The following is a 23,649-nucleotide window of genomic DNA, read 5'->3' as shown; positions in this document are numbered from 1 at the left end:
ACCACCCTTGGAGACAATGGGACGATGCGATACAACGGCGTCCAGGCGACGATCGACTCCGGCGACGGGAGCCAGTTCGAGGTCCTGGGGACGTTCTGGCGACTCATGCGCAGCCAAGCCGACCCATCACAGCTGCGCGGCATCGGGCACACCTGGGACCCGGCCGGGCCCACCTTCGAGTACCTGATCGGCGTGCAGGGAGACCACCTCTGGAGCGCCGATGAGGTTTCCCGGTTGCCCGGTCTGGGCACCGCTCGTCTCGGTGAGATCGAGTTGCCCGACGACGGCTGGCAGACGCACCGGTGCGCACCGGCGGACATCGCGGAGATGTATGCCGCGATCTGGCGGCACGGCGACCTGTGGTACGAAATGGAGCACTTCGACGCCGACGGAACATTCGTGACAGACGTTCTGTACGCCGGGTAGTTTCACGCTGTTTGAGCGGCTCCGGGTGCTTGCGGGCCTCTCAGACTCCCTGGTGTCCACCGCGGCTATCCGGCAGCGTCGACATCGCCCGCCGAGTAGTGCCCTGGCTGTCGAGAGAATACGACAGAAAATTCGGATATCCGGTTGGACAACTATTCCGGATTCGATCAGCTGCCACTGGCAGATACGACAGGAACGCCCGGAACCTACACCTCGCACAACGGCAACGCGCACGGACGGCGGGCGCCCTCGGCCTGTCTCCGGTTTGCCACCACTTGCCGGAGGTGTCACCATGAGGAGGATGTTCCGGCTCAAGAAGGTGGTCGGTCTGGTTCCACACGGGAGCAGAGCTATGCCGCCTCACCCTGCAGTTTCCAGCTCACCGGAGCGTTCATCCAGCGTCGAGGACTCACTGCGCAAGGCCCAACGGGTCAACCGCGGTCGCGCTGCCCAGTTGCGCCATCAGGTGGTGCTGGACCATCGGGGGCTGGCCATCTCGATCGCGCACCGTTACGACGGTCGCGGCCTGGAGCGACAGGACCTGGAACAGGTGGCCCTGCTCGCGCTCGTGCAGGCGGTGCGGCGTTACCAGCCCGGCCGTGGCCACGGGTTCGTGGCCTTCGCGGTGCCCACCATCACCGGTGAGTTGAAGCGATACTTCCGGGATCACGGCTGGGCCGTGCGGCCCCCGCGGGAGCTGCAGGAGCGGTGCCTGGCCGTGCGTTCGTGTGTGGACAGGCTGACGCAGCAACTCGGTCGAGAGCCCCGCGCCGCCGACGTCGCCGCGGCGCTCGGCCTGACGATCCGCGACGTCGAGCACGCTGTGGTGGCCGACGGACAATACGTCGCCGGTTCGATGGACGCACCCACCGAGCATCATCCCGAGATCACGGTGAGCGAGACCCTGGGCGCCGTCTCCACCGACCTGCAACGGGTCGAAGACTTCGAGCAACTGCGATCAGTGCTGCGCACGCTCACCCCCCGCGACCGGCTCATCGTCCGGTTGCGTTTCGTGGACGAGCTGACGCAACGGCAGATCGGCCGGCGCATCGGCGTCAGCCAGATGCAGGTCTCGCGGCTCTTGGCCGGCATCCTGGACGAGCTGCGCGGTGCGATGGCGCCTGGACGGGACGTCGGCGCCGCATCGTGACACCCCGGGGACGCAGCCGCGGTCAGTGCTCACCCTTGAGCACGAAGTAGGACCCACGGATGGTGCCGGCGAGCTTCGACCTCTGCCGGGCGAACTTGAACGCAGCCAACTCCTGCGGCACCTCCATGCCGTCGGACAGTTTGAAGCCGACAGCGCGCTTGCCGCCCTCGGCGAGGGTGTACATCACATTGATCGACAAGCCGCTGCGGTAGAAGACGTAGGCCATCCGGATGCCGTCGACCTCGAACTCGGTGGCCTCCAGCGCGGGCGAGGCGATCACGATGTCTCGCTCCTCGGCGAGGATCTCGCTCACCCAGTCCACGGCCGACGCTGCTTCGTCGGCGGGCTCGACGGTGAACACGTGGTCGTACGTGTTCTTGAAGTAGCGGGCTTCGTTGGCGCGCAGGCCCGCGAGCGCCTCCGCGACCGGCGACGACTCGAGCCCGATTGTCGACACAGCGGTGAAATCAACTGCGTAGGACACGGATCCTCCCAGGGTCGCGGTGCGGCGGGCGCCATACGGCCTGGTCAGCGTATGCCGTCTACCGTGCTGCTGTGACGACCCTGCGGATCTACGGCCTGTTCGTCCTGGCCGCGCTGGCCGAGATCGGCGGCTGCTGGTTGATCTGGCAGTCGGTCCGTGAACACCGGCCCTGGTGGCTCGCCGTCGGTGGCGTGGCCGCGCTCGCGGCATACGGCTTCATCGCCACCGCCCAGCCGGATGCCCACTTCGGCCGGGTGCTGGCGGCATACGGGGGCGTCTTCATCGCCGGGTCGCTGGCCTGGGGCGTCCTCGCGGACGGTTTCCGGCCCACTCGGTGGGACCTGCTCGGTGCCGTCGTGTGCCTGATCGGCGTCGCCGTCATCATGCTGGCGCCGCGGCGCTGACCGGGCCACGGGACCGCCGGCCCGGGCCCCTTGAAAATGTTCCGGGTCCGGTGTCGGATCGGTGTCGTATTCGGGCCCGCGCGTTCGTGGAGTCGGTATGGCGGCCGAGCGGCCGTCGGGACGGGGCCGCAGCCGGTTCCCGACCGACCTGAGAGGAGAAGGCAGTGCCGAACTATCTGATCGCGTTCAACGACGAGTGGGTCCCCGACCAGACACCGGAGGACCTGCGCCGCAAGAGCGAGGCCTCGCGCGCGGTGCTGGAGGAGATGAAGGCGGCGGGCGTCTTCCTGTATGCCGACGGAGGGATCGACGCGTCCACGGCGATCTGCAGCGTCGTGGCCACAGCCGGTGAGCCGGTCTTCAGCGACGGGCCGTATGTCGAGACGAAGGAGCACCTGGGCGGATTGACCGCGATCACCGCCGCCGATGACGACGCCGCCCGTTACTGGGCCGGTCGCCTGGCGGTCTGTCTCGACTGGCCGCAGGAGGTGCACCGGTTCCCTTCCGGTGTGGCAGAGATCATCGACCGCCAGACGCAGGAGGGCCAGTGACATGCCCAGGTACATGATGTCGGTGTTCGGAGCACCCGAGCTGGGCGACTACGGCAACTACCCGTCCAAGGAGGCGATGCTCGCGTCGTTCGCGGACACTGCGGCCTTCAACGAGAAGCTCGAACGGGAGGGGCATTTCGTCTTCGCCGACGGACTCGCCGAGGCGACGACCGCCACCACCGTCGACGGCACGGGCGACAAGCCGATCGTCACCGACGGCCCCTATCTGGAAGCCAAGGAATACCTCGGCGGCTTCTGGGTCATCGAAGCCGCCGACCTCGACGAGGCCCTGGCGCTCGCCGCCGAGGGGTCCAAGGCATGCCGCGGCAAGGTTGAGGTGCGTCCCTTCCAGACCGCCGATTCCTTTCAGGCACTCATGGATTCGTGACACTTCCACCCGTCGAGGCGGCGATCACCCGGGCCCACCACGAGGAGTGGGCCCGGGTGGTGGCGGGTCTCGCACGTCGCTTCGGCGACCTGGACCTGGCCGAGGACGCCGCCGGCGAGGCGTTCGTCGCGGCCGTCGAGCACTGGCCGCGCCAGGGCGTCCCGGCGAACCCGGGCGGCTGGTTGACCACCACCGCGACGCGCAAGGCGATCGACCGGTTGCGTCGTGAGTCCCAGCGGGACGGGAAACAACGGGCGGCATACCTGCTCATCGACGAAACCCCAGTGGCCGCAACGAGTCCGGTGCAGGACGACCGGCTCCGGCTGGTCTTCACCTGCTGTCACCCCGCGCTGGCGATGGAGGCCCGGGTGGCACTCACGTTGCGGCTGCTCGGCGGGCTCAGCGTCGCCGAGATCGCGCACGCGTTCCTGGTGCAGGAGACCGCCATGGCGCAGCGCATCACCCGAGCCAAGGCGAAGATCAAGGCCGCGCACATCCCTTATCGAGTGCCGTCGGCCGCCGACATACGCGACCGGCTCGGCGGGGTGCTCGCCGTCGTCTACCTGATCTTCAACGAGGGTTACCTCGCCTCGGCGGGGGACGACCCCTTGCGGACCGACCTGTCGGACGAGGCGATCCGGCTCGGGCGGCTGCTGCACGAGCTGCGACCCGAGGACGGCGAGGTGACCGGGCTCTTGGCCCTGATGCTGCTGACCGACGCGCGGCGCGCGGCGCGGCTGTCCGTCACCGGCGAGCTGGTCACCCTCGACGAGCAGGACCGCGGCGCCTGGGATCGCGCCCTCATCGCCGAGGGGCATGCGCTCGTCCGTGATTGCCTCGCCGCCGTCGCAGCCGGCGGTGAAGCTCCTGGCCGGTATCAACTGCTCGCGGCGATCAATGCGGTGCACACCTACGCACGGTCCGCGCGCGACACCGACTGGTCACAGGTCGTCACGCTCTACGACCGTATGGCGCGCATCGACCCCTCGCCCATCGTGCGCCTGAACCGGGCGGTCGCACTCGCCGAACTCGACGGACCGGAGCTGGCGTTGGCCGAGATCGACCGGGTGGCAACGCAACTGAAGGATTACCACGCCCTGCACGCGGCGCGCGCCGAGATGTTGCGGCGTCTCGGCCGCAGCGCCGACGCGCGAGCGGCATACGACCGCGCGATCGTGCTCGCCGGCAATCCGGGCGAGCTCGCTCATCTCAACCGGCGGCGGGACCAGTTGCGCGGCTGATCCGTTGCGGAGCAGTCGGGTTCGCCACAGGCTTCAGCTGCCGAGGACGCGGTCCAGGAAGGGATTGGCGAACATCCGGTCGGGGTCGAACGCGTCGCGGACCGCGACGAAGTCCGCGAAGCGCGGGAAGAGCGCGCGCGGCTCAGGCGCGCGGTGATCCAGTTCCTTGCCCCAGTGCGGCCGGGCGCCGAGGTCGCGCAGCCGGCGCTACAACTCGGCGACGTAAGGGTCGCAGTCACCGACGACCGTGCGCAGCGCCGCGTCCCACGCGCCGGCCTCGGTGTGACGGACGGGCATCGGTCTCGGTGCCGGGGAGCTCCCAGCGACTCGGAGCGGAGCCCTCCGTGCGGACCCAGTTGGCGAACCGCACATCCCGGAGCTGGGGCGGCCGGCGCCAGCGGGGTGCGCTGGTGCGCGTCATACGCGGACCTCACCGAAAAGTAACTTCCCCTGGGTGGTCCATCGCCGATCCGCCGCCGACATCAGGAACGTGCGCGATCACCGGTCACTGTCCCGTCCGGCCGTCATCGTCGCTGGTCCGACCGACTCTGACGGCGAGATGCACCAGTGACGGCCGGATCCGACCGTCACTGGTGAATCCGACCGTCAGAGTCACCGCTGTAGCGTCGGAGCATGGGGAGCCCACTGGGATTCGAAGCGCTCTTCGACGAGTCCTCCGTCGACTACGCGAATGCCGACATCACCGGCACCTTCGATGCGCCGACCGCACCGGCGCGGAGGTGCTGCGCCTGGCCGCCCACCTCCAGCTCGTATGAAGAGCGCGGGTCTCGATACACCTCCCCCGCTGCGCTCCTCCGGCACTCGACCAGCTTGCTGCAAATGATTCTCGCGACCATGTCGAGATCGCGCCGACAGCATCGTCCCCTGGATATCGGCGACCAGAATGGGTCGCACGCGATGAAGGGACACATGATGGCGAAGTACCTGCTGCTGAAGCACTACCGGGGCGGACCGGCCGCCACGAACAACGTGCCGATGGACCAGTGGACCCCGGAAGAGGTCGACGCACACATGAAGTACATGGACGACTTCGCCACGGAGCTGGAGCGGTCCGGCGAGTTCGTCTCCGGCGACGCGCTGTCGATGGACGGCATGTGGGTGCGGTATGACGGCGAGGGGAAGCCACCGGTGACCGACGGCCCGTTCGCCGAGACCAAGGATCTCATCGCCGGGTGGATGATCATCGACGTCGACTCGCAGGAGCGGGCGATCCAGTTGGCCGGCGAGCTGTCCGCGGCGCCCGCCGCCGGCGGCGAACCGCTGGGTGAATGGCTCGAGGTCCGGCCGTTCCTGACCTGGGATCGCGAGGCCACGGCGGAGTGACGTGCCGTCCGGCGGACCGACCATGGACGACGACCTGGTGCGAGAGCTGGTCCCCGCTGCGATCAGCGCCCTCTGCCGACGCGGAGCCGACTTCGCGTCGGCGGAGGACGCGGTCCAGGACGCGTTGATCAACGCCCTTGGCAGCTGGCCCGATGCGCCACCGCGGGACCCACTGGCGTGGCTGATCACCGCCTCTTGGCGACGCTTCCTCGACCAGGTCAGGGCGACCGATGCCCGGCGCGCCCGCGAACTGCGCGTCGCGGACCATCCCGAGCCGGGCAGCACCCCGAGCGTCGACGACACCCTGCAGCTCTACTTCCTCTGCGCGCACCCGAAACTCTCAAACTCCGCCGCCGTCGCGCTCACCCTGCGAGCCGTCGGCGGCTTGACCACCCGCCAGATCGCCGATGCCCACCTGGTGCCCGAAGCCACCATGGCGCAACGCATCAGCCGTGCCAAACGGCTGCTGCGCGACACCCGACTCGATGCGCCGGGTGACCTCGGCACCGTCCTGCGAGTGCTGTATCTGGTCTTCAACGAGGGGTATGGCGGTTCGCTGGACCTCAGTGCCGAGGCGATCCGGCTGACCCGCCGACTCGCCTCTCGCACCAGCGAGCCCGAGGTCCGCGGCCTGCTGGCGTTGATGCTGCTGCACCACGCCCGCCGCGCCTCGCGCACCGGACCGCAAGGACAACTCGTGCCGCTACGGGACCAGGACCGCAGTCAGTGGGACACCCGCCTCATCACCGAGGCGGTGACGATCCTGCAGCGCGCCCTGGCCGACGACCGGCTGGGCGAATACCAGGCGCAGGCAGCGATTGCCGCGCTGCATGCCGATGCCCGGACCGTCGAGGAGACCGACTGGGTGCAGATCGTCGGATGGTATGACGAACTCCTGGCGCTCACCGATTCGCCGGTGGTCCGGCTCAACCGGGCAGTGGCGGTCGGCGAGGCGGACGGGCCTGCGGTAGGCCTCGCGGCGCTTGCCGGTGTCGACGCACAGGTCCCCCGGCACGCCGCGGTGACGGCATACCTGCACGAGCAGGCAGGCGACCTGCCGGCCGCGGCGCGGCACTATGCCGACGCGGCACGCCGGGCGACCAACGCCAAGGAGCGTGATCATCTGCTGCGCGAGGCGGCCCGGCTGCGCGATTTCCTTTACGGTGTGAAGAGCGAGGTGACAACCACTCGAATCACCGGGTCGTGACCACACGTGGTCTCGATACGGGAACTCCCCCGCTTCGCTCCTCCACTCCCTACTCGACCGACGTGACCGGCGTGTCAGTGCTGACGGTCGCTCACGACCTGGCCGTGATCGGTGGCGACCCGGTGCCAGTAGGGCCGTCCGGTGTCATCGGTGCCGACGTAGCTCGTGGTGGAGTGCCCGTCCGACTCGCTGGTGACACCGTTCGTGCGAGCGAGGACGCCGTATGACGTGACGTTCCAGTCCCAGCCCCGCCGGGTGTGTTGCCGGCCGTCACGTACGACGCTCGACACGCGCTGCGTCATGTCGACCGTGCCGTGGAGTGAGAAGTTCTGGTCGTCGACGTAGTCGGCGGCGGAGAAGTCGACGGTGATCGGGTAGGACTCGCGCAGTGACTCATCGCGCACGACCCGGTGCCCGACCCGGGAGACGGACCGGGTGGTCATCGCATCGGACTGTGTCACATGCTGCACCATCCCGGCGTCGCCCACGCTGCCCGAGTTCTTCCAGTCACGAGTGGTTTTCACGGTCGTGACGACGCGGCCGGCGGAGGTGTCGACATACCCACTGATGACGTCGGAGCGTCGCGCGGCCTCGGCATACTGCACGGTGCCGTCGACCGGGTCGCCGGAGCTCGTGTGAGAGGTCGGTGCCGCGGCCACGGTGTCCTGGGTGAGTGCGCCGGAGGTCTGCGCGCGGTGGTGATCGGTCCACAGGAAGAGCGCGGCCCGGACGTTCCAGGTGTCACCGATCGGGTTCATGGCCCAGGAGATCGAGTGAGTGCCGCCGTTGACCAAACGTCCCGCGAAGGGCGTCAGGTCAAGGGACTCGGTGCGCATGTCGAGCGTGTCGATCGCCACGACCGGGCGCCACAACGTCGGCACGATGCCGCCGGAGTAGATGTGCGGGAAGGTCCCGACCGCGCCGGCCGGGGTGCCGTCGACGGACACCGACGCCTCCCGGTAGGCGCCCGCCGCGCACAGACCGTCGCCGGGGAACTTCGCCGCGACCTCGTCCGGCACCGCGGTGAACCACTGTTCGTCGCAGCCGTTGCCCTTCAAGGTCGTCTCCAGTCGCGCGCGAGTGATGTTGCGCGGCAGGCCGGACAGCGTGGCCGAGGCGGTGCGGTGCGACGGCGACAGGTCCGCGACCGGGACACCGACGACCTTGTCCGGCACCTCCGGCGCCGGGTGCTTGTGGTCGGCCAGGTAGAAGGTGATCGTCACCGTCTGGTCGTAGTTGCCGGTGTAGACGTCGGACATGTAGTTGGTGTAGCCACCGGAGAACGGCTGCGACGACCGGAACAACGAGCTGAACTCGGTGATGTCCTTGGCGAACGAGAACGTCGTCGGCCGAGCGCCATTCGGCTCCTGGGTGGTGCCGAACCACACCGGCACGCCGCCGATCTCGAGCTCGCCGGAGCGGTCGTACTGCCGGCCGGTCACGGACGTCGTCGCATCGAGCACGACCTTCGACCACGGTCCCTGGCACTTGTCCGGCACCTGCAAGGTCCCGGAGTAGTGCTGTGGCGACAGGTCCGCCGCATTGGACATGAAGTGGTCGGCGAGCGTCACCGTGCAATGGGTGGTGTCGGGCCGGGACACTCCGGGCTGGGCCGACACCGTGTCCCCGCCGGACGACTCGATCACTCCACTGGCCGCAGCCGGACCAGTCGCCGCACTCGCACCGGCAGAGCCGGCCAGCGCCATACCCACGGACAGGACGGAAACCCCGACGACACTCAGCAGACGACGCACCACAACTCCTCACAGCTGGAACAGGACCACTGCACGACGCTAGTCGTGTGGCGACCCCGGTGGGTCTTTGGCGAACGCCCACTGCCGACCGGCAACGACGCCGAGGTGCGCTGGCTGACCGGATCGACACGACCTAGATTGGGCGGTATGACGAGCCAGCCCGACAGCGAGCAGCGGTCCGAGGCACCGGACCCGGCGGCCTACAGCGACAGCCAGGTCGCGGCGGCATACAACGCGGTGGCCAGCGAATACGCCGACGCCATGCGCGACGAGCTCGCCGGCAAGCCGCTGGACCGGGCACTGCTGGCGGCGGTCGTGGAGATGTGCGACGGAGGCCGGATCGCCGACATCGGCTGCGGCCCCGGGCACATCACCCGCCATCTCGCGTCGCTGGGCGCCGAACCACTGGGCATCGACATCTCTCCGGCGATGATCGACATCGCGCGCACCGACAACCCCACGGCCGAATTCCGCGTGGAGTCGATGACCGACCTGACCGAGCCGGACCAGAGCCTGGCCGGCGTGGTGATGTTCTACGCGATCATCAACCTCAGCCCCACCGAGCGGGCACGGACCTTCGCGCAGGTCTTCCGCACGTTGCGTCCCGGCGGGATCGCGTTGGTGTCGTTCCACATTCGCAGCGAAGAATTCGCCGCCGGCCAGACCCAACACCTGCAGACGTGGTTCGGGCACAGCGTGGACATCACCGGACACTTCCTCGAACCGGACCAGGTCATCGATGAGATCGCCGATGCCGGCCTCGACATCGTGTCGGTCACCACCCGCCTGCCGCACCCGGGGGTGGAGATCCCCACCGAACGCGCCTACGTGCTCGCCCAACGCCCCGCCAGCCCGGACTGATCCACCTGCGACCTGCGTCGACAAGGTGCCGGTCTCGGCTGACACCATGCCGGACGGTCATCACTGAATGGACCGACCGTCTCGAGCGGATCCCCGCCGGCTACGCCGAGATTCATACCGTCGACAGCACACCGGACTTGATGTTGATGAAGCTCGTCGAGGAGATCGGGGTCAGCCAGGCCTTGCTAGTGGCCCGTGGCCGGAGACACAGCCGCGGCAAGACCGTCGAGGAGCAGCGAGCGGCGGTCGTCGCCGAATGCGCCGACGTCGTCGCGATGGCAGCCCGTCGCGCATGGGATGGGTCTAGACGTCGAGGCCGCCCTACGGGACAAGTGGCTACCTTGGGAGGGCTTCCATGTACGGCGCCGCGCCGGCTCGGACCCGGCGCTGGGGGTGCCGCCGATCTCGTGGGACAGCAATGTCATTGGCCCCGGCATGGCCGGATCCTGACGGTCAGCTGTGCGACACTGGGGTTACTCGCCGATCGAGGAAGTGATCTCCATGCGTGACTGGCCCTCCTCAGCCAAGGTCGTCGTCGTGCTGCTGGTCCTGCTGATCGTGGTGCCGGCCGTCTTCAAGCTGGTGTGGCTTGCCTTCACCGCCGCTGTGATCCTCGGCGTCGGCTACGTGGTGGTGCAGGCCATCGGGCGCAAACGCTGAGTCGTCTCGCGTCTGCGGCCGGCGACGCCGCGCGCGGAAGAACGTCGTCAGCAGTTGCGCGCATTGCTGCTCCCGTATACCGCCCACCGCATCCACCTGGTGCGGGCTGGTGTTGTCGGCGATGACGTCCCAGGCGCTGCCGCACGCGCCGGCTTTCGGGTCCCACGCGCCGAACACGATGTGTGCGATGCGTGACTGCATGATCGCTCCGGCACACATCAGGCACGGTTCCAGGGTCACGACCATCGTGCAGTCGTCCAGCCGGTAGTGACCGAACGTCTCGGCGGCCGAGCGGATCGCGACGATCTCTGCGTGCGCCAGCGGATCACTGTCGGCCACTCGGCGATTCGGGGCAGCGCCGACCACAGCGCCGTCGGCATCCAGCACCACCGCCCCGACCGGGACGTCGTCGGTGGCGAGCGCCATCCCGGCCTGCTCGAGAGCGAGCGACATCCAACGGTCATGAGCATCCGGCGTGAGCACGACTAGAGTTTGCGCCATGCGTGTCGAGCTGGCCAAGCACCCCCTCATCGCCCACAAGCTGACCTATTTGCGCGACAAGCGCACCGACAGTCCCACCTTCCGGCGCCTCGCCGAGGAACTGGTCACGCTGCTGGCGTACGAGGCGACACGCGACGTCCGTGTCGAGCCGTTCGACATCGAGACCCCGGTGAGCGCCACCACCGGCATCAAACTCTCGTCGCCGAAACCGCTGGTGGTGCCGATCCTGCGCGCCGGACTCGGCATGCTCGAGGGCATGGTGCGGCTGCTGCCCAGTGCGGAGGTCGGGTTCCTCGGCATGCAGCGCAACGAGGAGACCCTCGAGGCCATCACCTACGCCAACCGGCTGCCGGACGACCTGTCGGGCCGCCAGTGCTATGTCCTGGACCCGATGCTCGCGACCGGCGGCACGCTCGCGATGGCGATCCGCTACCTCGCCGAGCGGGGCGCCGACGACATCACCGCCGTCACCCTCCTGTCGGCCCCGGAAGGCATCCAGGCGGTCGACGAACAACTCGCCGACCTGCACATCCCGGTCTCCCTGGTCACCGGCGCGATCGACGAGCGACTCAACGAGCACGGCTACATCGTGCCGGGCCTGGGCGATGCCGGCGACCGGCTCTACGGCGTGGTCTGAAGCTCGCCGCGTTCCTTCGGCTCATCGGGCAGCCGGCTCAGCCCGCGCACGGAAGGCACCAGCAGGGTGGCCAGCGCCACCACGGCGTAGCAGCATGCGGCCGTAATCATCAGCGGCCGCACGTCGAGGTGACTGGCCAGCCAGCCGAAGGTCAAGGTCCCGATCGGTATGGCGACGAACGACCCCAACATGTCGTAGCTGGCGACCCGGGACAGCACGGGGCCGGGGATCTGCTCCATCATCGCGACCGTCCACGCGGTGCTGAACACCTGCGTGCCGGCACCACCGATGAAGGCGACCACCACCAGCAATGCCGTCTGCGGGTGGATTCCCAACAACAGCAGCGGGATCGCGATCAGTGAGATTCCCGCCATACCATCGCGCAGCAGGCGCTGGATGTGCACTCGCAGCAACACGATCGACATCACCAGCATGCCGACGGCCTCGGCGCCCAGGACGACACCCCAGCCCTTGATGCCGAGCGCCGGGTTGTTCTTCGCCACGACCGGTCCGACGACGACCCAGGCGCCCATCTGGATCGCGTTGAGCACTCCGAAGGCCAGCACGATGACCCACAGCCAGGTCCGGGAGACGAATTCGCCCCAGCCCTCGCGCAATTGGACGAACATCGACGTCGCAGCACGAGCGGCCGGCGGGAGCACGACCCGGGCAAGCAACGCCGCCGCCACCAGGAAGGAACACCCGTCGACGGCGAGTGCCAGCTCGGGTCCGATGGACGCCACGAGGACGGTGCCGAGGACCGGCCCGATGAACGTGGCGCCGTTGCGGACGGACGACATCAGCGAGTCGGCCTGCTGCAGCTGCGCGCGCGTGACCAGCTGCGGGATGAGCCCCTGCTGCGCCGGCATCGAAAACGCAGCAACCCCACCGGCAATCGCGCCGAGCACGGTCATCGACGCCACCGTCGCCCACCCCACCCACAGCGAGACGCACATGGTGACCTGCACCGCCGCCATCGCCAGGTAGCACGTCTGCATGACTGCACGCCGTGGCAGCCGGTCGGCGATCACCCCACCGAAGAGCAGGCACAGCACGTTCATGCCCATCTCGGCCGCCAGGACGATGCCGAGCGCACTCGCCGAGTTGTCGATCTTCAGCACCGCGAAGGCGATGGTCACCGGTGTCATCATGCCGCCGACGGTGTTGATCGACCGGGACAGGAAGAACCACCGGAAGTTCCTCTCGTGCAGCACCGGCAGGGCGGCCGTCAGCTTGCTCATGCGCCGGCCTCGGGCTCATCGTGCTCGTCGCGCATCCGGAAGAGCTCGGCCTGGAAGTTGACGTGGACCGACCCGGAGGCATGCGGCCGCAGCGCCTCCTGATGGACCAATTGTGAGGCTTGCGCGACCAATTCCCTTGCCCGCTGCCAGGTTTCGGGCCGCACCCACACCTCCGCGTCGGCGCTGAGCGCCTGCCCGCCAACGCGCTGCTCCGAACGCCGGACCAGTTCGCGATGCAGCGCGTGGAGGTATTGCCGCCACTCCCCGGCCGAGACGCCGCACGCACCTGGCCGGGCCGCGCCGCCCCGCTCGGCGGGGTAGCGATAGCGATACTTCTTCGCCTGCCCGCCGCGCACCGACTCGGTCGCGGCGACCTCCACCTCGCCGGCCCTGGCCAGCATCCGCAGGTGGTAGCTGGCATTGGCCTGGGTGATGTCCAGCTCGCGTGCGAGCTCGGCCGCACTCATCGCCGCGCCGGTCAGCAGGGACATCATCCGCAGGCGCACCGGATGCGCCGACGCGCGCAGCTCGGTGAGCGCCTCATCCTCCAAAGACATGTTTGGCAGTATGGCGCGCCGAACACCGACCGTCAAAGAGTTATTTGACGGTGGCGCTCAGCCGTCACTCCAGGTGTCGCCCCACCGCACGTCCCGTGCGTCCTTGTATGCCGCCCCCTGCCGTTTCGTCACCACGTCACGGCTCGCGGTGCCGTCCGGTCGACACAGCTGCAGTTCGACCAGCCCCTTGCGTTTCAGCGGGTGCCGCAGGATCCGGGCGTCGCCCGTCGGCGGCCCGTCCGGCACCGCCACGACATACGAGAACTTCTCGTCCTCGTGACCCAGCTCGCCGCGTTTGAGCTGCCGGTGCGTCGCGGAACGCTCGACCCGGGCGCTGAAGTGGCACCAATCGGGCGGCCGCACCGGGCAGGCGTCCTGGTGCGGACACGGCGCGATGACCTGCCAGCCGGCGTCGAGCAGCACCCGCCGCGCCTGCAGGACGCGCTGATGACCGGACGGCGTCCCGGGTTCGATGACCGCGACAGCGCGTCCGGCCGCAGCCAGCGCTGCGGCCAGCAGCGCCTCCTGGTCCGGCGCCGACAGCTCGGACAGGACGTAGGACACGGTCACCAGATCGGCCGCCGGCACCGCCGCACCGGCCCGCCAGCGCACGAAGTCGACCATGCCGGACTCGTCCGTCCGCAGCTGCCGGCCGAGCTGCAACGCCTCGGCGACCTGGTCGAGCACGGTGATCCGCGCCGCCGGCCAGGTCTCGCGCGCTGCCCACGCCGCGGCGCCGGTGCCGCCGCCGAGGTCGACGACGGTCGCGATCCCCGGCAGCCGGACGGCGCTCTGCCGGAACATCGCGGAGCATGCCGCGAGCGTGGCCGGCATGCGGTAGAGCGCGTAGGCCAGCACGTCCGTGGCGCCGGCCAGGATGGGGGTCGCGGCCGCACCCCCCTCGCGATACCGACCGATCAGCCGGTCGACGGAGGCGGCCAGCGGACCGCGCGGCACGCCGGCGGCGGCCGCATCGAGCGCGTCGCGCAGCCGCAGGTCGGCGGCACGTGACAAGGCGGAGATGGTGGGACCTCACGGGGGCAGAAGGGTTGCGGAACGGCCGACATCATAGTCACCGCGCCGGCGGCGAGCGCGGTGACGTGCTGCGGCCGACGGCGCCGTACGACACTCCCGGCGCCCGGCAAACCGAGTCACAGGCGTCACATCTGCCACAATCAGTCTCAGACCCGTGCGCCCACCGCGCGCCCCACACTCACGAGAGCCGGAGGAATCATGGCCCTGGACAAGGTCCGCAAGGTCGTGATCTGGCTGGTCGTCGCGTTCATCGCCTACGCGATCTTCACCTCGCCCGGCCGGTCGGCGGACATCGTGCACAACGTCTGGTCGATCATTACCAACGGCGCCGACCAGATCGGCACGTTCTTCGACAAGATCCTCAACGGCTAGCCCGACGCCATGGATCACGTCGATCCACGCGCCGAGTCGGCGATGGCGCGCTTCCTGCTCGACGACGAGACGCTGGTCGTCGCCCAACGGCAGCACTGGGCGTCGGTCGCGCCGCCGGTCGCCATGGCGGTGGCCGGCTTCTTCCTGGCCCTCATCGCCGGGTTCTCCGCGCCGGCCCGACTGGGCGCACTGACCGATTTCGCCTGGAAACTCTGGTTCCTCCTGCTGGCGTATGCCGTCATCCGGCTGGTGATCTGGCGGCTCGACTGGTTCGTCGCCACCGACAAGCGCCTGCTGATGATGTATGGCGTGCTCAAGCGCCGCGTCGCGATGATGCCGCTGGCGAAAGTGACCGACATGTCCTTCAACCGGACCCTGCTCGGTCAGCTGTTCGGCTACGGGCAGTTCGTGCTGGAGAGCGCCGGGCGCGAGCAGGCACTGCGGCGCATCGACTTCATCCGGGACGCCGAGGGCACCTACCTGGCCATCGTCGGCGAGATCTTCGGGGAGGACGACCCGGAGGCGGCCGCGACGTATGACGCCCAGGACGACACCGACCCGTTCCTGCACCTGCAGCTCGCCGGTGCGCGCTCCCCGGGCCGCCGGCAGCACAGCGACGACCCGCGGCACGACCCGCGGCACGAGCCGACATACGACCCGGCATACGACCCGACCGACGTGCCGATCCGGCCCATCGGCACCTACCTGCCGCGGCCCGAGCGCCCGCGCCGCAGTGGTTTGCGCGAGCGCATCCTGCGGCGCGCCAAGGACGATCGGCCCCCGGCCTTCGGCCACGAGGGCGACACCGGCTGGACGGACCAGGATCCGCCGGCCGGACACCGTCGCCCGCGCGACCTCGGCGACGACTGACACGTCCGGCTTCCGCCGCCGGGGCGGCGCACGGCCCGGTCCGCCGGATAACCTTCGGGTTCGAGTCAGTACGCGGTGGAGCGCCGCACTCGGGAGCACGAGCTGGAGTTGAGGTTCATGGCAGTCCGTCCGATTACCGTCATCGGGCACAAGGCGTTGCACCAGCCGACCAAGAAGGTCAAGGAGATCACGCCGGAGATCCGCACCCTCGTGCAGGACATGTTCGACACGCTGGACGCCGCCCACGGCGCCGGCCTGGCCGCGAACCAGGTGGGCGTGCGCCTGCGCATCTTCGTCTACGACTGCGCCGACGAGTCCGAGGTGGCGCAACGCGGCGTCGTGATCAACCCCGTCCTGGAGAAGGGCACCGTCCCGCCGGGCGACCCGTCGCCGGACGACGGCGCCGAGGGGTGTCTCTCGGTGCCCGGTGAGTGGTTCCCCACCGCTCGGGCCCACTGGGCCAGGGTCACCGGCACGGACCTGGACGGCCACGAGGTCGTCATCGAGGCCACCGGAGGCACGCTGGCCCGGTGCCTGCAGCACGAGACCGACCATCTGGACGGCAAGCTGTATGTCGAGCGGCTGACCCCGACATACCGCGGCAAGGCCCGTGAGGCGATGAAGGCCCGCGGCTGGGAGGCCGCCCACATCACCAAGTGGGACCCGCAGACCCAGGAAGCCGAGAAGGTCTGACGCCTCGCTGATCGAGTGGCAGCGAGGAACGAGCCGCGTATCGAGATCAAGAGGCCGCGCATAGGCTGGCACCATGCGCGCCGAACCGATCGCCAAGCCCCACGCCTTCCACGCCGAAGGGCCGGTCTGGTGGCCCGAGTGGTCCCTCGAGGGGCCGGGTGAGTTGCGGTATGTCGACATGATGGCCGGCGACGTGCTGATCGCCCGCGGGGAGGACGTCGAACGCATCCACGTCGGCAAGGTGGCCGCGGCGATGCGGCCGCGCGGTGCCGGCGGCGCATTGATCGCGGTCGAGCGCGGTTTCGCGCTGGCCTCCCGCAACGACCTGTCGGACCTGCAGGTGATGCAGCCGATCTGGGACGACCCGTCGGTGCGGTTCAACGACGGCGGCTGCGACCCGATGGGCAACTTCTACTGCGGCACCATGGCCTACGACCAGCACAAGGGCGGCGCCTCGCTCTACCTGCTGACCACCGAGGGTATGGCGTCACCGGTCCTCGACGACCTGACGATCGCCAACGGGATCGGCTGGTCACCGGACGGCTCCACGACATACTTCAACGACACCCCGACGCGGACCATCTGGGCGTTCGACTGGGACCCGGAGACCGGCCTGACCGAACGCCGCCCGTGGGTCACCCTCCCCGATGACGTCGAGGGCAACCCCGACGGCCTCTGGGTCGACCAGGAGGGCGGCGTGTGGGTCGCCCTGTATGGCGGTTCGGCCGTGCACCGCTACGTCCGGCGCGAGCTCAGCGAGGTGGTCGAGGTGCCCGGCGTCACCAACGTCACGGCCTGCACCTTCGGCGGGGAGGCCCTGCAGACGCTCTACATCACCACGACCCGGGAGAACGTCCCGGACGGTGAACAACCACTCGCCGGAGCGGTGTTCGCCGTCGAGCCGGGCGTCGGCGGTATGCCGGTGCTGCCGTTCGGCGCCTGAGCGGCAGCCGATTTCGCACCTGGGCATCCGCTCGGGTAGAGTGTCTCAGCGTTGCGCGGGTGACTGCGCGGCACGCACCCGTAGCTCAACGGATAGAGCATCTGACTACGGATCAGAAGGTTTGGGGTTCGAATCCCTACGGGTGCACGTACTGAGTTGAGACAGTGCACGAGCCCTGGTGGAGCGGAGACGCTCCCCAGGGCTTTCTCGTGGATCCAGGGAGGCGGCCCAGTGACCCAGCGGATCGACGTCGTCGGCGCAGTGCTGGTGCGTGCCGGCCTGGTCCTGGCCGCACGACGCGGCCCGGCAATGGCGCAGGCCGGCCTGTGGGAGTTCCCGGGCGGCAAGATCGAGCCGGGCGAGTCACCGCGGGAGGCACTCCGACGCGAACTGCGCGAAGAGCTGCACTGCGACGTCGATGTCGGCGAGCTCGTCGAAACCACCTCGCACCGTTACAGCTTCGGCATCGTCCGGTTGACGACGTTCTTCGCGACCCTGCGATCCGGCGAACCCTCGGCCACGGAGCACGCCGAGCTGCGGTGGCTCCCGGTGACCGACCTGCCCGGCCTCGACTGGGCACCCGCGGACATGCCGGCTGTCGAGCGCGTCATCCGAACGCTGGGATAGGCGGCCGCCTCGGTTGTCGCTCCGACCCGGCTGTGCCGCACAGTGGACCCATGGACATGGACCAACTGATCGCCCGGGTCGTCCGTGCGGTCGAGCCACAGATCGGCACCGGCTCGGTCGCCGACTACATCCCGGCACTCGCCGCGGTGGACCCGCGTCAGTTCGGTATGGCGGTGGCACTCCCGGACGGCTCCTGTCATGGGGCCGGAGACTGGACGAAACCCTTTTCGTTGCAGAGCATCTCCAAGCTCTTCACCCTCGCCCTGGCGCTCTCGGAGAACGACGAGGACATCTGGTGGCGAGTCGGCCGCGAACCATCGGGCAACGCGTTCAACTCGTTGGTCCAACTGGAGTACGAGAACGGCATCCCGCGCAACCCGTTCATCAACGCGGGCGCGCTGGTGGTCACCGACCACCTGGCCGGCGTCGTCGGGGACGCCGCCGAGGCGGTGCTGGAGTTCCTCCGCACCGAATCCGGCAACCCCGACATCCACTGCGACCAGGAGGTGGCCGCGTCGGAGGCCGCACACGGCGACCGCAATCTGGCGTTGACGCACTTCCTGGCGTCATACGGCAACATCCGTGGCGACGTGCACACGATCGTGGATCAGTACGTCCGGCAGTGCTCGATCGCGATCAACTGCCGCGACCTCGCCCTGGCCGGTCTCTTCCTGGCCCGGCACGGACTGTTGCGTGACGGCTCCCGGCTGCTGTCCCCCGGTCGCACCAAACGCATCAACGCCGTCATGCTGACCTGCGGAACGTATGACGCCGCAGGCGAATTCGCCTACCGCGTCGGCATACCCGGCAAGAGCGGCGTCGGCGGCGGCATACTCGCCGTCGTGCCCGGCCGCTGCTCGGTCGCGGTCTGGGGCCCTGGGCTGGACCGGCGCGGCAACTCGGTCGCCGGTGTCGCGGCGCTGGACCGCTTCACCGAACTCACCGACTGGTCCGTGTTCTGACCGGCTGCGACGGCCGCTTTCGCCCCGCCACGGACCAACTGTCAGTTTGCTGAGCCGGCCCTGAGCGCCGCTCGGGCATCGTCAGTGCGAACACACAAGGGGGCCGACGGTATGTCGGGACGTGGAATCAGGGGCACCACCCGAGCTGCGGCGACGGCGGTGGCGACACTGCTCGGAATATTGCTGATATTCGCCATGGCGGGACCGGCGACTGCTCAACCGTCGGGTTCGGGGACAGCTCCCGTCTCGGCAGCCGCCATCCCTGTCACGGCGATCGCGCCGACCGGCAGAACCATCGGCTGTGGCGGCATGGACAACCTCTTCACCATCCCGCGGGTGACCGGTGTGCAGTACCTCGTCAACGATGAGGTCCTGACGCCGAGCGACTACCTGGTGTCGGATTACAGCAGCGACGACACCGTGCAGGTGAGCGCCCGGGCGCTCGCGGGCTACGTGCTGACGGGTCGCAGCTCGTGGACAGTTGTCGTTGCGGCGCCGACCTGCACGCCGCCCGCAGTGATCCCGCACTGCCGCAGCTTCACGGTGACGAACAAGGCGTCATACGCCATCGGCTTCTCATGGCGGGCGCACGGCTCGACAACGGAGGACGGCTACTACTCGGCACTGGCTCCCGGCGCCACGAGAACAGTCACGACGAGGCGCTCCCAGGTCGACTACTTCTACGCGCCCGCGGACCACGGCATGCAGTTCAGCATCGGGCAGGTCACCGTGCCGCAGAACTGCGCGGCGCCGTCGCCCAGCGCCACACCGACCAGCACGGGCCCGGCCACGCCGCGTCCGACGCAGCCTTCCGCCACCACAATGCCCGCCAGGACATCCGCCACGACATCCGCCACGACATCCTCGGCCACCACGAAGGTCACCGGACCGGCCATCGTCACCGACGGCGGGTCGACCGGAGGGGACCTGAACGGCCTGCTCCTCACCGGAGCGCTCGGCTGCGCCGTGGGTGCCGCGCTCGCCGGCACCGGCCTGTGGCGGCGACTGACACACTGACGCGCCGGACCGACCGGCGCCTCACGTCACGCTTCGGTCATACAGAACGCGTGCAATACCGCGCGTTCTGTACGACGTACCCCGTTCGCGGAGGCGTGGGAACCGTCGGCCCTCAGTGGGCGCTGACGCGACGAGCGGAGGGCGTGGGATTCGAACCCACGATGCGCGTGAACGCATAGCGGTTTTCAAGACCGCCGCACTAGGCCACTATGCGAGCCCTCCTCGCCCGCACGGCCGAGCCCCGCGAGCGCGCACCATCCTAGGGGACGCATCCCGAGCACGCCGCGAGCGCCATACAGCGGCAGGTAGGGTCGGACGGAATCGACGAAAGGAACCTCGATGGGCAAGCTGGCATTCGTCGTCGGCATCGCCGCGGGCTACGTGCTCGGCGCACGCGCCGGCCGCGACCGCTACGAGCAGATCAAGCAGGTCAGCGGCCGCGCCTGGAACCACCCTGCCGTGGTGGAGCAGCGGGCGAAGACCACCGAACAGATCAAGCAGCGCGGCCCGGAAGTCGCCGCGGCCGCAGGGCAGGCCGCCATCAAGGGCGTCGGCCAAGCCGCGAAAAGCGCTGCCACTGCAGGCTTTCACGCCGCCCTGGGCCAACGGCAGGGCCCGGTGGTGGGTGGCAGTCTCGCCGAACCCGCCAACTCGACGACCGCCGCCGACCCGTCGACCTCCTCCGTCACCGAGACCACCGGGACGACGCGCTGACGGGGTGTCGTGGACCTCGTCGCACTCTGCGTCTAACGTGGTGCGCGGGCCACACCCTTGCAATGGCGCGGAATATCCGACCTGTCGCAGGTGCTGACTCAACAGACCGCCGACCCTCGGCGGACTAGCCACGTTCGACGGATCGGCCCACACCGGTCCCCGAGACAAGGAACAGGACCCATTCATGAACCGCACTGACCTTGCCAGCACCATCGCTCAGCGCACCGGTGTGAGCGTCAAGGACGCCAACGCCGTCATCGGCGGCTTCAACGACGTCATCCTCGAGGCGATCGGCCGTGGCGAGAAGGTCCAGCTGCCGGGCCTGCTCACCATCGAGCGCGTCGACCGCGCGGCCCGCACCGGCCGCAACCCGCGCACGCGCGAGGAGATCCAGATCCCGGCGTCCAAGGCCGCCAAGGTGACCGTCGGCTCGAAGCTGAAGGCTGCCGCCAAGGGCGAGTGACCCACTCCCCTCAGCAACACTTCAAGGGGCTCGGCGACCGATCGGTCGCCGAGCCCCTTGGTGTATGCCACGCGGACGACACTGCGGCCGCGCGGACCGGTCAGGTGCGGTCGGGCCGCATCGTGGCCCCCATCACCGCGGCGCCGAGCACCAGCACGCAGGCCCCGACGACGATGTTGCTGATCGTCGTGCCGACGGACGGGTTGATGCCGTGCATGACCCAGTTGGCGACGATGAGCCACAGACCCATCACCGGTGTCACCCACGCCATGCCGTACATCCGGCCGCCCGAACCGGCACATGCGATCGTCATCACCATCATCGCCACACCGACGATCAGATCGTTGATCGCCAGCGGTGTGGTGCTGCCGCTGAAGCCGATGATCCAGGGTGAGATCGCTGCGTACCCGCCGGCGAGGACCATCAGGCCCTCGGCAAGCTGAGCACGTGGAGTCCCCGCCGCCCGGTCGTAGCGGTCCCGCAGGGCCACGATGTCCGGGTGGTGTGCCATCGACGTGTCGAAAATGTGGTGCGTTGCCATGACCCACCTCCTGTGTGGGGGAGAAGTTGCCCCTCCATTGTCCTCCCAACCCGGCGAAATGACTCCGCTCCGGCAACCGCCTCATCCGCCGCTGCGCGTGTCGTACGCAGCCATCCTGTGGTCGCACGCGGCGATCTGCTCGGGCGCGGGTGCGCGACCGATTAACTGCGATGCAGTCGCTACTGTCGTCGGTTACTCGCCGACATTGCCACGAAACCGCGAATAAGTGGCGACAGTATGGACATTGGTGACCCTGGCGCGGAGTGGATCGGGCTCAGATGAACAACGCCGGGTCGGCGTAGGGGTCCGGCTGCGCGGCCACCGGCTGCGACGGGCGCACCTTCGCCGGGACCCCCACTGCCACGCTGTATGACGGGACGTCGCGCACCACGACGGCATTGGCGCCGATCTGCGCTTCCTCGCCGACGGTGAGCGGACCGAGCAGCCGTGCGCCGGCGCCGATCGTGACCTTGTTGCCCACCGTCGGGTGCCGTTTGACCCGGTCGAGCGAACGGCCGCCGAGGGTGACTCCGTGGTAGAGCATCACGTCGTCACCGACCTCGGCGGTCTCGCCGATGACCACGCCCATGCCGTGATCGATGAAGAAGCGCCGGCCGATCTGTGCCCCCGGGTGAATCTCCACGCCGGTCGCCGTGCGAGCCGCCTGGGAGACCAGCCGGGCCGGCAGCCGCCAGCGGCCACCCTTGCGCCACATGCGGTGCGCGACCCGGTGCGCCCAGATGGCGTGCAGCCCCGGCGACGCCAGCGCCATCTCCAGGCGCGAGGTCGTCGCGGGGTCACGCTGCATGGCGGCGTCGAGATCCTCGCGCACCGACGCGACGGCAGCGCGCACCGACTGCGTCACCGGTTTCGAACGGTGACCAGTGGTGAGCAGCGTGCCGTGGGCCATGACTGGCTAGTCAACCAAACCTTCGAAGAGCGCCGTCGACAGGTAGCGCTCGCCGAAGCTGGGGATGATGACCACGATGGTCTTGCCGGCCGACTCAGGCCGGGCGGCGACCTGTGCCGCGGCCGCCAGCGCCGCACCGGAGGAGATGCCGACCAGCAGGCCCTCCTGCGTCGCGGCCTTGCGGGCCCATTCGATGGCCTGCTCGAAGTTGATGTCGAGCACCTCGTCATACACGTCGGTGTCCAGCACCTCGGGCACGAAGTTGGCGCCCAGGCCCTGAATCTTGTGCGGGCCGGGCTTGCCGCCGTTGAGGATGGGCGACTCCGCGGGCTCCACGGCCACGACCCGGACCTCCGGCTTGCGCTCCTTGAGCACTTGGCCGACACCGGTGATGGTGCCGCCGGTGCCGATGCCCGAGACGAGGATGTCGACCTTGCCGTCGGTGTCGCGCCAGACCTCCTCGGCGGTCGTCTCGCGGTGCACCCGGGCGTTGGCCTCGTTGGCGAACTGACGGGCCAGCACCCCGCCACGCTCCTGGGCGATCTGCTCGGCCTGCTCGACCGCGCCCTTCATGCCGCCCGCCGGGTCGGTCAGCACCAGCTCCGCGCCGAACGCGCGCAGCAGCGCGCGGCGCTCCTTGCTCGCACTCTCCGGCATCGCGAGGACCACGTCGTAACCCTTGGCCGCACCCACCATCGCCAGCGCGATGCCGGTGTTGCCGCTGGTCGCCTCGACGATCGTGCCACCCGGCTTCAACTCGCCGGCGTCCTCGGCGGCCTTGATGATCGCGGCGCCGATGCGGTCCTTGACCGAAGCGCCGGGGTTGTTGAACTCCAGCTTGGCGGCAACGGTGCCCTCGGGTGCGTCGATGATCCGGTTGATGCGCACGAGCGGTGTGTTGCCGATCGCCTGGGTGACGTCGTCGAAGATGGGCACGTCTGTTGCCTTTCCTTGTCCGGAGAGCGCCGGGCCTGCGTCCGGCCGCGCCCGGTCCAACACGAGGACCGGTTATGCGTATTCCAACAGGTTGTTATTGAACGCGCAAACAGTGTCCATCGCCCGATCGGTGCGCGAGTCACACGGCAGAAGTTACCGA

The 23,649-nt window shown here is 69.0% G+C and carries 29 protein-coding genes and 2 tRNA genes; 20 read left to right on the top strand and 11 right to left on the bottom strand.

Annotation, left to right across the window (positions count from 1 at the left end):
• Window positions 1–24: 24 nt before the first annotated feature.
• A complete protein-coding gene (locus ACYVBN_RS12285; RefSeq protein WP_460600754.1) occupies window positions 25–426 on the top strand; it encodes a hypothetical protein in 402 nt (133 codons plus the stop codon).
• Window positions 427–778: 352 nt separating this feature from the next.
• Window positions 779–1,576, top strand: a complete 798-nt coding sequence (locus ACYVBN_RS12280) for a sigma-70 family RNA polymerase sigma factor (RefSeq protein WP_440281885.1) — start codon at window positions 779–781, stop codon at window positions 1,574–1,576.
• 22 nt (window positions 1,577–1,598) lie between these two features.
• Here the strand turns inward: ACYVBN_RS12280 and ACYVBN_RS12275 are convergent, their stop codons facing one another.
• A complete protein-coding gene (locus ACYVBN_RS12275; RefSeq protein ID WP_460600753.1) occupies window positions 1,599–2,060 on the bottom strand; it encodes a phage tail protein in 462 nt (153 codons plus the stop codon).
• 71 nt (window positions 2,061–2,131) lie between these two features.
• Here ACYVBN_RS12275 and ACYVBN_RS12270 point away from each other — a divergent pair, with 71 nt between their 5' ends.
• The 4 genes from ACYVBN_RS12270 to ACYVBN_RS12255 all read left to right on the top strand — a co-directional run bounded on the left by ACYVBN_RS12270 (window position 2,132) and on the right by ACYVBN_RS12255 (window position 4,644).
• Window positions 2,132–2,464, top strand: a complete 333-nt coding sequence (locus ACYVBN_RS12270) for a YnfA family protein (protein ID WP_460600752.1) — start codon at window positions 2,132–2,134, stop codon at window positions 2,462–2,464.
• A 164-nt stretch (window positions 2,465–2,628) separates the two neighbouring features.
• The gene (locus tag ACYVBN_RS12265) at window positions 2,629–3,015 is read left to right on the top strand and encodes a YciI family protein (RefSeq protein ID WP_440281888.1); all 387 of its coding nucleotides are present in this window, start codon (window positions 2,629–2,631) and stop codon (window positions 3,013–3,015) included.
• Between the two features lies 1 nt (window position 3,016).
• Complete coding sequence (locus ACYVBN_RS12260; protein WP_460600751.1) at window positions 3,017–3,403, top strand: YciI family protein; 387 nt, start codon at window positions 3,017–3,019, stop codon at window positions 3,401–3,403.
• The gene (locus ACYVBN_RS12255) at window positions 3,400–4,644 is read left to right on the top strand and encodes an RNA polymerase sigma factor (RefSeq protein WP_460600750.1); all 1,245 of its coding nucleotides are present in this window, start codon (window positions 3,400–3,402) and stop codon (window positions 4,642–4,644) included. The genes ACYVBN_RS12260 and ACYVBN_RS12255 overlap by 4 nt, the downstream gene beginning before the upstream one ends.
• A gap of 33 nt (window positions 4,645–4,677) precedes the next feature.
• Here the strand turns inward: ACYVBN_RS12255 and ACYVBN_RS12250 are convergent, their stop codons facing one another.
• On the bottom strand, window positions 4,678–4,845 hold the full coding sequence (locus ACYVBN_RS12250; RefSeq protein ID WP_460600852.1) for a D-arabinono-1,4-lactone oxidase: 168 nt from the start codon (window positions 4,843–4,845) through the stop codon (window positions 4,678–4,680).
• A 432-nt stretch (window positions 4,846–5,277) separates the two neighbouring features.
• Between ACYVBN_RS12250 and ACYVBN_RS12245 the strand changes: the two genes are divergently transcribed.
• Together ACYVBN_RS12245 and ACYVBN_RS12240 are read left to right on the top strand one after the other, a co-directional pair.
• On the top strand, window positions 5,278–5,988 hold the full coding sequence (locus ACYVBN_RS12245) for a YciI family protein (RefSeq protein WP_460600749.1): 711 nt from the start codon (window positions 5,278–5,280) through the stop codon (window positions 5,986–5,988).
• Between the two features lie 22 nt (window positions 5,989–6,010).
• Window positions 6,011–7,195 carry an RNA polymerase sigma factor gene (locus tag ACYVBN_RS12240; RefSeq protein ID WP_460600748.1) on the top strand — a complete coding sequence of 395 codons (1,185 nt, stop codon included), beginning with the start codon at window positions 6,011–6,013 and terminating at the stop codon, window positions 7,193–7,195.
• Between the two features lie 74 nt (window positions 7,196–7,269).
• Here the strand turns inward: ACYVBN_RS12240 and ACYVBN_RS12235 are convergent, their stop codons facing one another.
• Complete coding sequence (locus tag ACYVBN_RS12235; protein WP_460600747.1) at window positions 7,270–8,949, bottom strand: peptide-N4-asparagine amidase; 1,680 nt, start codon at window positions 8,947–8,949, stop codon at window positions 7,270–7,272.
• 147 nt (window positions 8,950–9,096) lie between these two features.
• On the opposite strand from ACYVBN_RS12235, the gene ACYVBN_RS12230 reads away from it, so the two are divergent.
• The gene (locus ACYVBN_RS12230) at window positions 9,097–9,810 is read left to right on the top strand and encodes a class I SAM-dependent methyltransferase (protein ID WP_460600746.1); all 714 of its coding nucleotides are present in this window, start codon (window positions 9,097–9,099) and stop codon (window positions 9,808–9,810) included.
• 519 nt (window positions 9,811–10,329) lie between these two features.
• Here the strand turns inward: ACYVBN_RS12230 and tadA are convergent.
• Complete coding sequence (gene tadA / locus ACYVBN_RS12225; protein WP_460600745.1) at window positions 10,330–10,953, bottom strand: tRNA adenosine(34) deaminase TadA; 624 nt, start codon at window positions 10,951–10,953, stop codon at window positions 10,330–10,332.
• A 16-nt stretch (window positions 10,954–10,969) separates the two neighbouring features.
• Here tadA and upp point away from each other — a divergent pair, with 16 nt between their 5' ends.
• Window positions 10,970–11,608 (top strand): uracil phosphoribosyltransferase, encoded by a 639-nt coding sequence (gene upp, locus ACYVBN_RS12220; protein WP_460600744.1) that lies wholly within the window; start codon window positions 10,970–10,972, stop codon window positions 11,606–11,608.
• On the opposite strand, the gene ACYVBN_RS12215 is transcribed toward upp, so the two are convergent.
• Genes ACYVBN_RS12215 through ACYVBN_RS12205 form a run of 3 tightly spaced genes read right to left on the bottom strand, consistent with a single transcriptional unit; the run spans window position 11,593 to window position 14,420 of the window.
• Window positions 11,593–12,849 (bottom strand): MFS transporter, encoded by a 1,257-nt coding sequence (locus tag ACYVBN_RS12215; RefSeq protein ID WP_460600743.1) that lies wholly within the window; start codon window positions 12,847–12,849, stop codon window positions 11,593–11,595. The genes upp and ACYVBN_RS12215 overlap by 16 nt on opposite strands.
• Complete coding sequence (locus tag ACYVBN_RS12210; protein ID WP_460600742.1) at window positions 12,846–13,406, bottom strand: ArsR/SmtB family transcription factor; 561 nt, start codon at window positions 13,404–13,406, stop codon at window positions 12,846–12,848. The genes ACYVBN_RS12215 and ACYVBN_RS12210 overlap by 4 nt, the downstream gene beginning before the upstream one ends.
• Window positions 13,407–13,463: 57 nt before the next feature.
• Window positions 13,464–14,420, bottom strand: a complete 957-nt coding sequence (locus tag ACYVBN_RS12205; protein WP_460600741.1) for a small ribosomal subunit Rsm22 family protein — start codon at window positions 14,418–14,420, stop codon at window positions 13,464–13,466.
• A 219-nt stretch (window positions 14,421–14,639) separates the two neighbouring features.
• On the opposite strand from ACYVBN_RS12205, the gene ACYVBN_RS12200 reads away from it, so the two are divergent.
• The 8 genes from ACYVBN_RS12200 to ACYVBN_RS12165 all read left to right on the top strand — a co-directional run bounded on the left by ACYVBN_RS12200 (window position 14,640) and on the right by ACYVBN_RS12165 (window position 19,925).
• Window positions 14,640–14,813, top strand: a complete 174-nt coding sequence (locus ACYVBN_RS12200; RefSeq protein ID WP_440281902.1) for a hypothetical protein — start codon at window positions 14,640–14,642, stop codon at window positions 14,811–14,813.
• A 9-nt stretch (window positions 14,814–14,822) separates the two neighbouring features.
• Window positions 14,823–15,683, top strand: a complete 861-nt coding sequence (locus tag ACYVBN_RS12195) for a YdbT family protein (RefSeq protein WP_460600740.1) — start codon at window positions 14,823–14,825, stop codon at window positions 15,681–15,683.
• Window positions 15,684–15,800: 117 nt separating this feature from the next.
• The gene (gene def / locus ACYVBN_RS12190) at window positions 15,801–16,376 is read left to right on the top strand and encodes a peptide deformylase (protein ID WP_460600739.1); all 576 of its coding nucleotides are present in this window, start codon (window positions 15,801–15,803) and stop codon (window positions 16,374–16,376) included.
• Between the two features lie 73 nt (window positions 16,377–16,449).
• The gene (locus ACYVBN_RS12185; protein WP_460600738.1) at window positions 16,450–17,319 is read left to right on the top strand and encodes an SMP-30/gluconolactonase/LRE family protein; all 870 of its coding nucleotides are present in this window, start codon (window positions 16,450–16,452) and stop codon (window positions 17,317–17,319) included.
• A 74-nt stretch (window positions 17,320–17,393) separates the two neighbouring features.
• Window positions 17,394–17,466 (top strand) — tRNA-Arg (locus tag ACYVBN_RS12180).
• 84 nt (window positions 17,467–17,550) lie between these two features.
• Window positions 17,551–17,946 (top strand): (deoxy)nucleoside triphosphate pyrophosphohydrolase, encoded by a 396-nt coding sequence (locus ACYVBN_RS12175; RefSeq protein WP_460600737.1) that lies wholly within the window; start codon window positions 17,551–17,553, stop codon window positions 17,944–17,946.
• 50 nt (window positions 17,947–17,996) lie between these two features.
• Window positions 17,997–18,908 (top strand): glutaminase, encoded by a 912-nt coding sequence (locus tag ACYVBN_RS12170; RefSeq protein ID WP_440281907.1) that lies wholly within the window; start codon window positions 17,997–17,999, stop codon window positions 18,906–18,908.
• 309 nt (window positions 18,909–19,217) lie between these two features.
• Complete coding sequence (locus ACYVBN_RS12165; RefSeq protein ID WP_460600736.1) at window positions 19,218–19,925, top strand: hypothetical protein; 708 nt, start codon at window positions 19,218–19,220, stop codon at window positions 19,923–19,925.
• 135 nt (window positions 19,926–20,060) lie between these two features.
• Here ACYVBN_RS12165 and ACYVBN_RS12160 read toward each other — a convergent pair.
• Window positions 20,061–20,147, bottom strand: a tRNA-Ser gene (locus ACYVBN_RS12160).
• A 117-nt stretch (window positions 20,148–20,264) separates the two neighbouring features.
• Here ACYVBN_RS12160 and ACYVBN_RS12155 point away from each other — a divergent pair.
• Together ACYVBN_RS12155 and ACYVBN_RS12150 are read left to right on the top strand one after the other, a co-directional pair.
• The gene (locus ACYVBN_RS12155; protein ID WP_440281909.1) at window positions 20,265–20,639 is read left to right on the top strand and encodes a YtxH domain-containing protein; all 375 of its coding nucleotides are present in this window, start codon (window positions 20,265–20,267) and stop codon (window positions 20,637–20,639) included.
• A gap of 184 nt (window positions 20,640–20,823) precedes the next feature.
• A complete protein-coding gene (locus ACYVBN_RS12150; RefSeq protein WP_188836899.1) occupies window positions 20,824–21,102 on the top strand; it encodes an HU family DNA-binding protein in 279 nt (92 codons plus the stop codon).
• 100 nt (window positions 21,103–21,202) lie between these two features.
• On the opposite strand, the gene ACYVBN_RS12145 is transcribed toward ACYVBN_RS12150, so the two are convergent.
• The 3 genes from ACYVBN_RS12145 to cysK form a co-directional block, all read right to left on the bottom strand.
• Window positions 21,203–21,643, bottom strand: a complete 441-nt coding sequence (locus ACYVBN_RS12145) for an SPW repeat protein (RefSeq protein WP_460600735.1) — start codon at window positions 21,641–21,643, stop codon at window positions 21,203–21,205.
• Window positions 21,644–21,917: 274 nt separating this feature from the next.
• The gene (gene epsC / locus ACYVBN_RS12140) at window positions 21,918–22,553 is read right to left on the bottom strand and encodes a serine O-acetyltransferase (RefSeq protein WP_460600734.1); all 636 of its coding nucleotides are present in this window, start codon (window positions 22,551–22,553) and stop codon (window positions 21,918–21,920) included.
• A 6-nt stretch (window positions 22,554–22,559) separates the two neighbouring features.
• The gene (cysK, locus tag ACYVBN_RS12135) at window positions 22,560–23,489 is read right to left on the bottom strand and encodes a PLP-dependent cysteine synthase family protein (protein ID WP_460600733.1); all 930 of its coding nucleotides are present in this window, start codon (window positions 23,487–23,489) and stop codon (window positions 22,560–22,562) included.
• Window positions 23,490–23,649 lie beyond the last annotated feature (160 nt).

The organism is Flexivirga lutea (genome assembly GCF_054778955.1).
The sequence above is the reverse complement of the archived record's forward strand: the minus strand, read 5'-3'. Positions and strand labels throughout refer to the sequence as shown.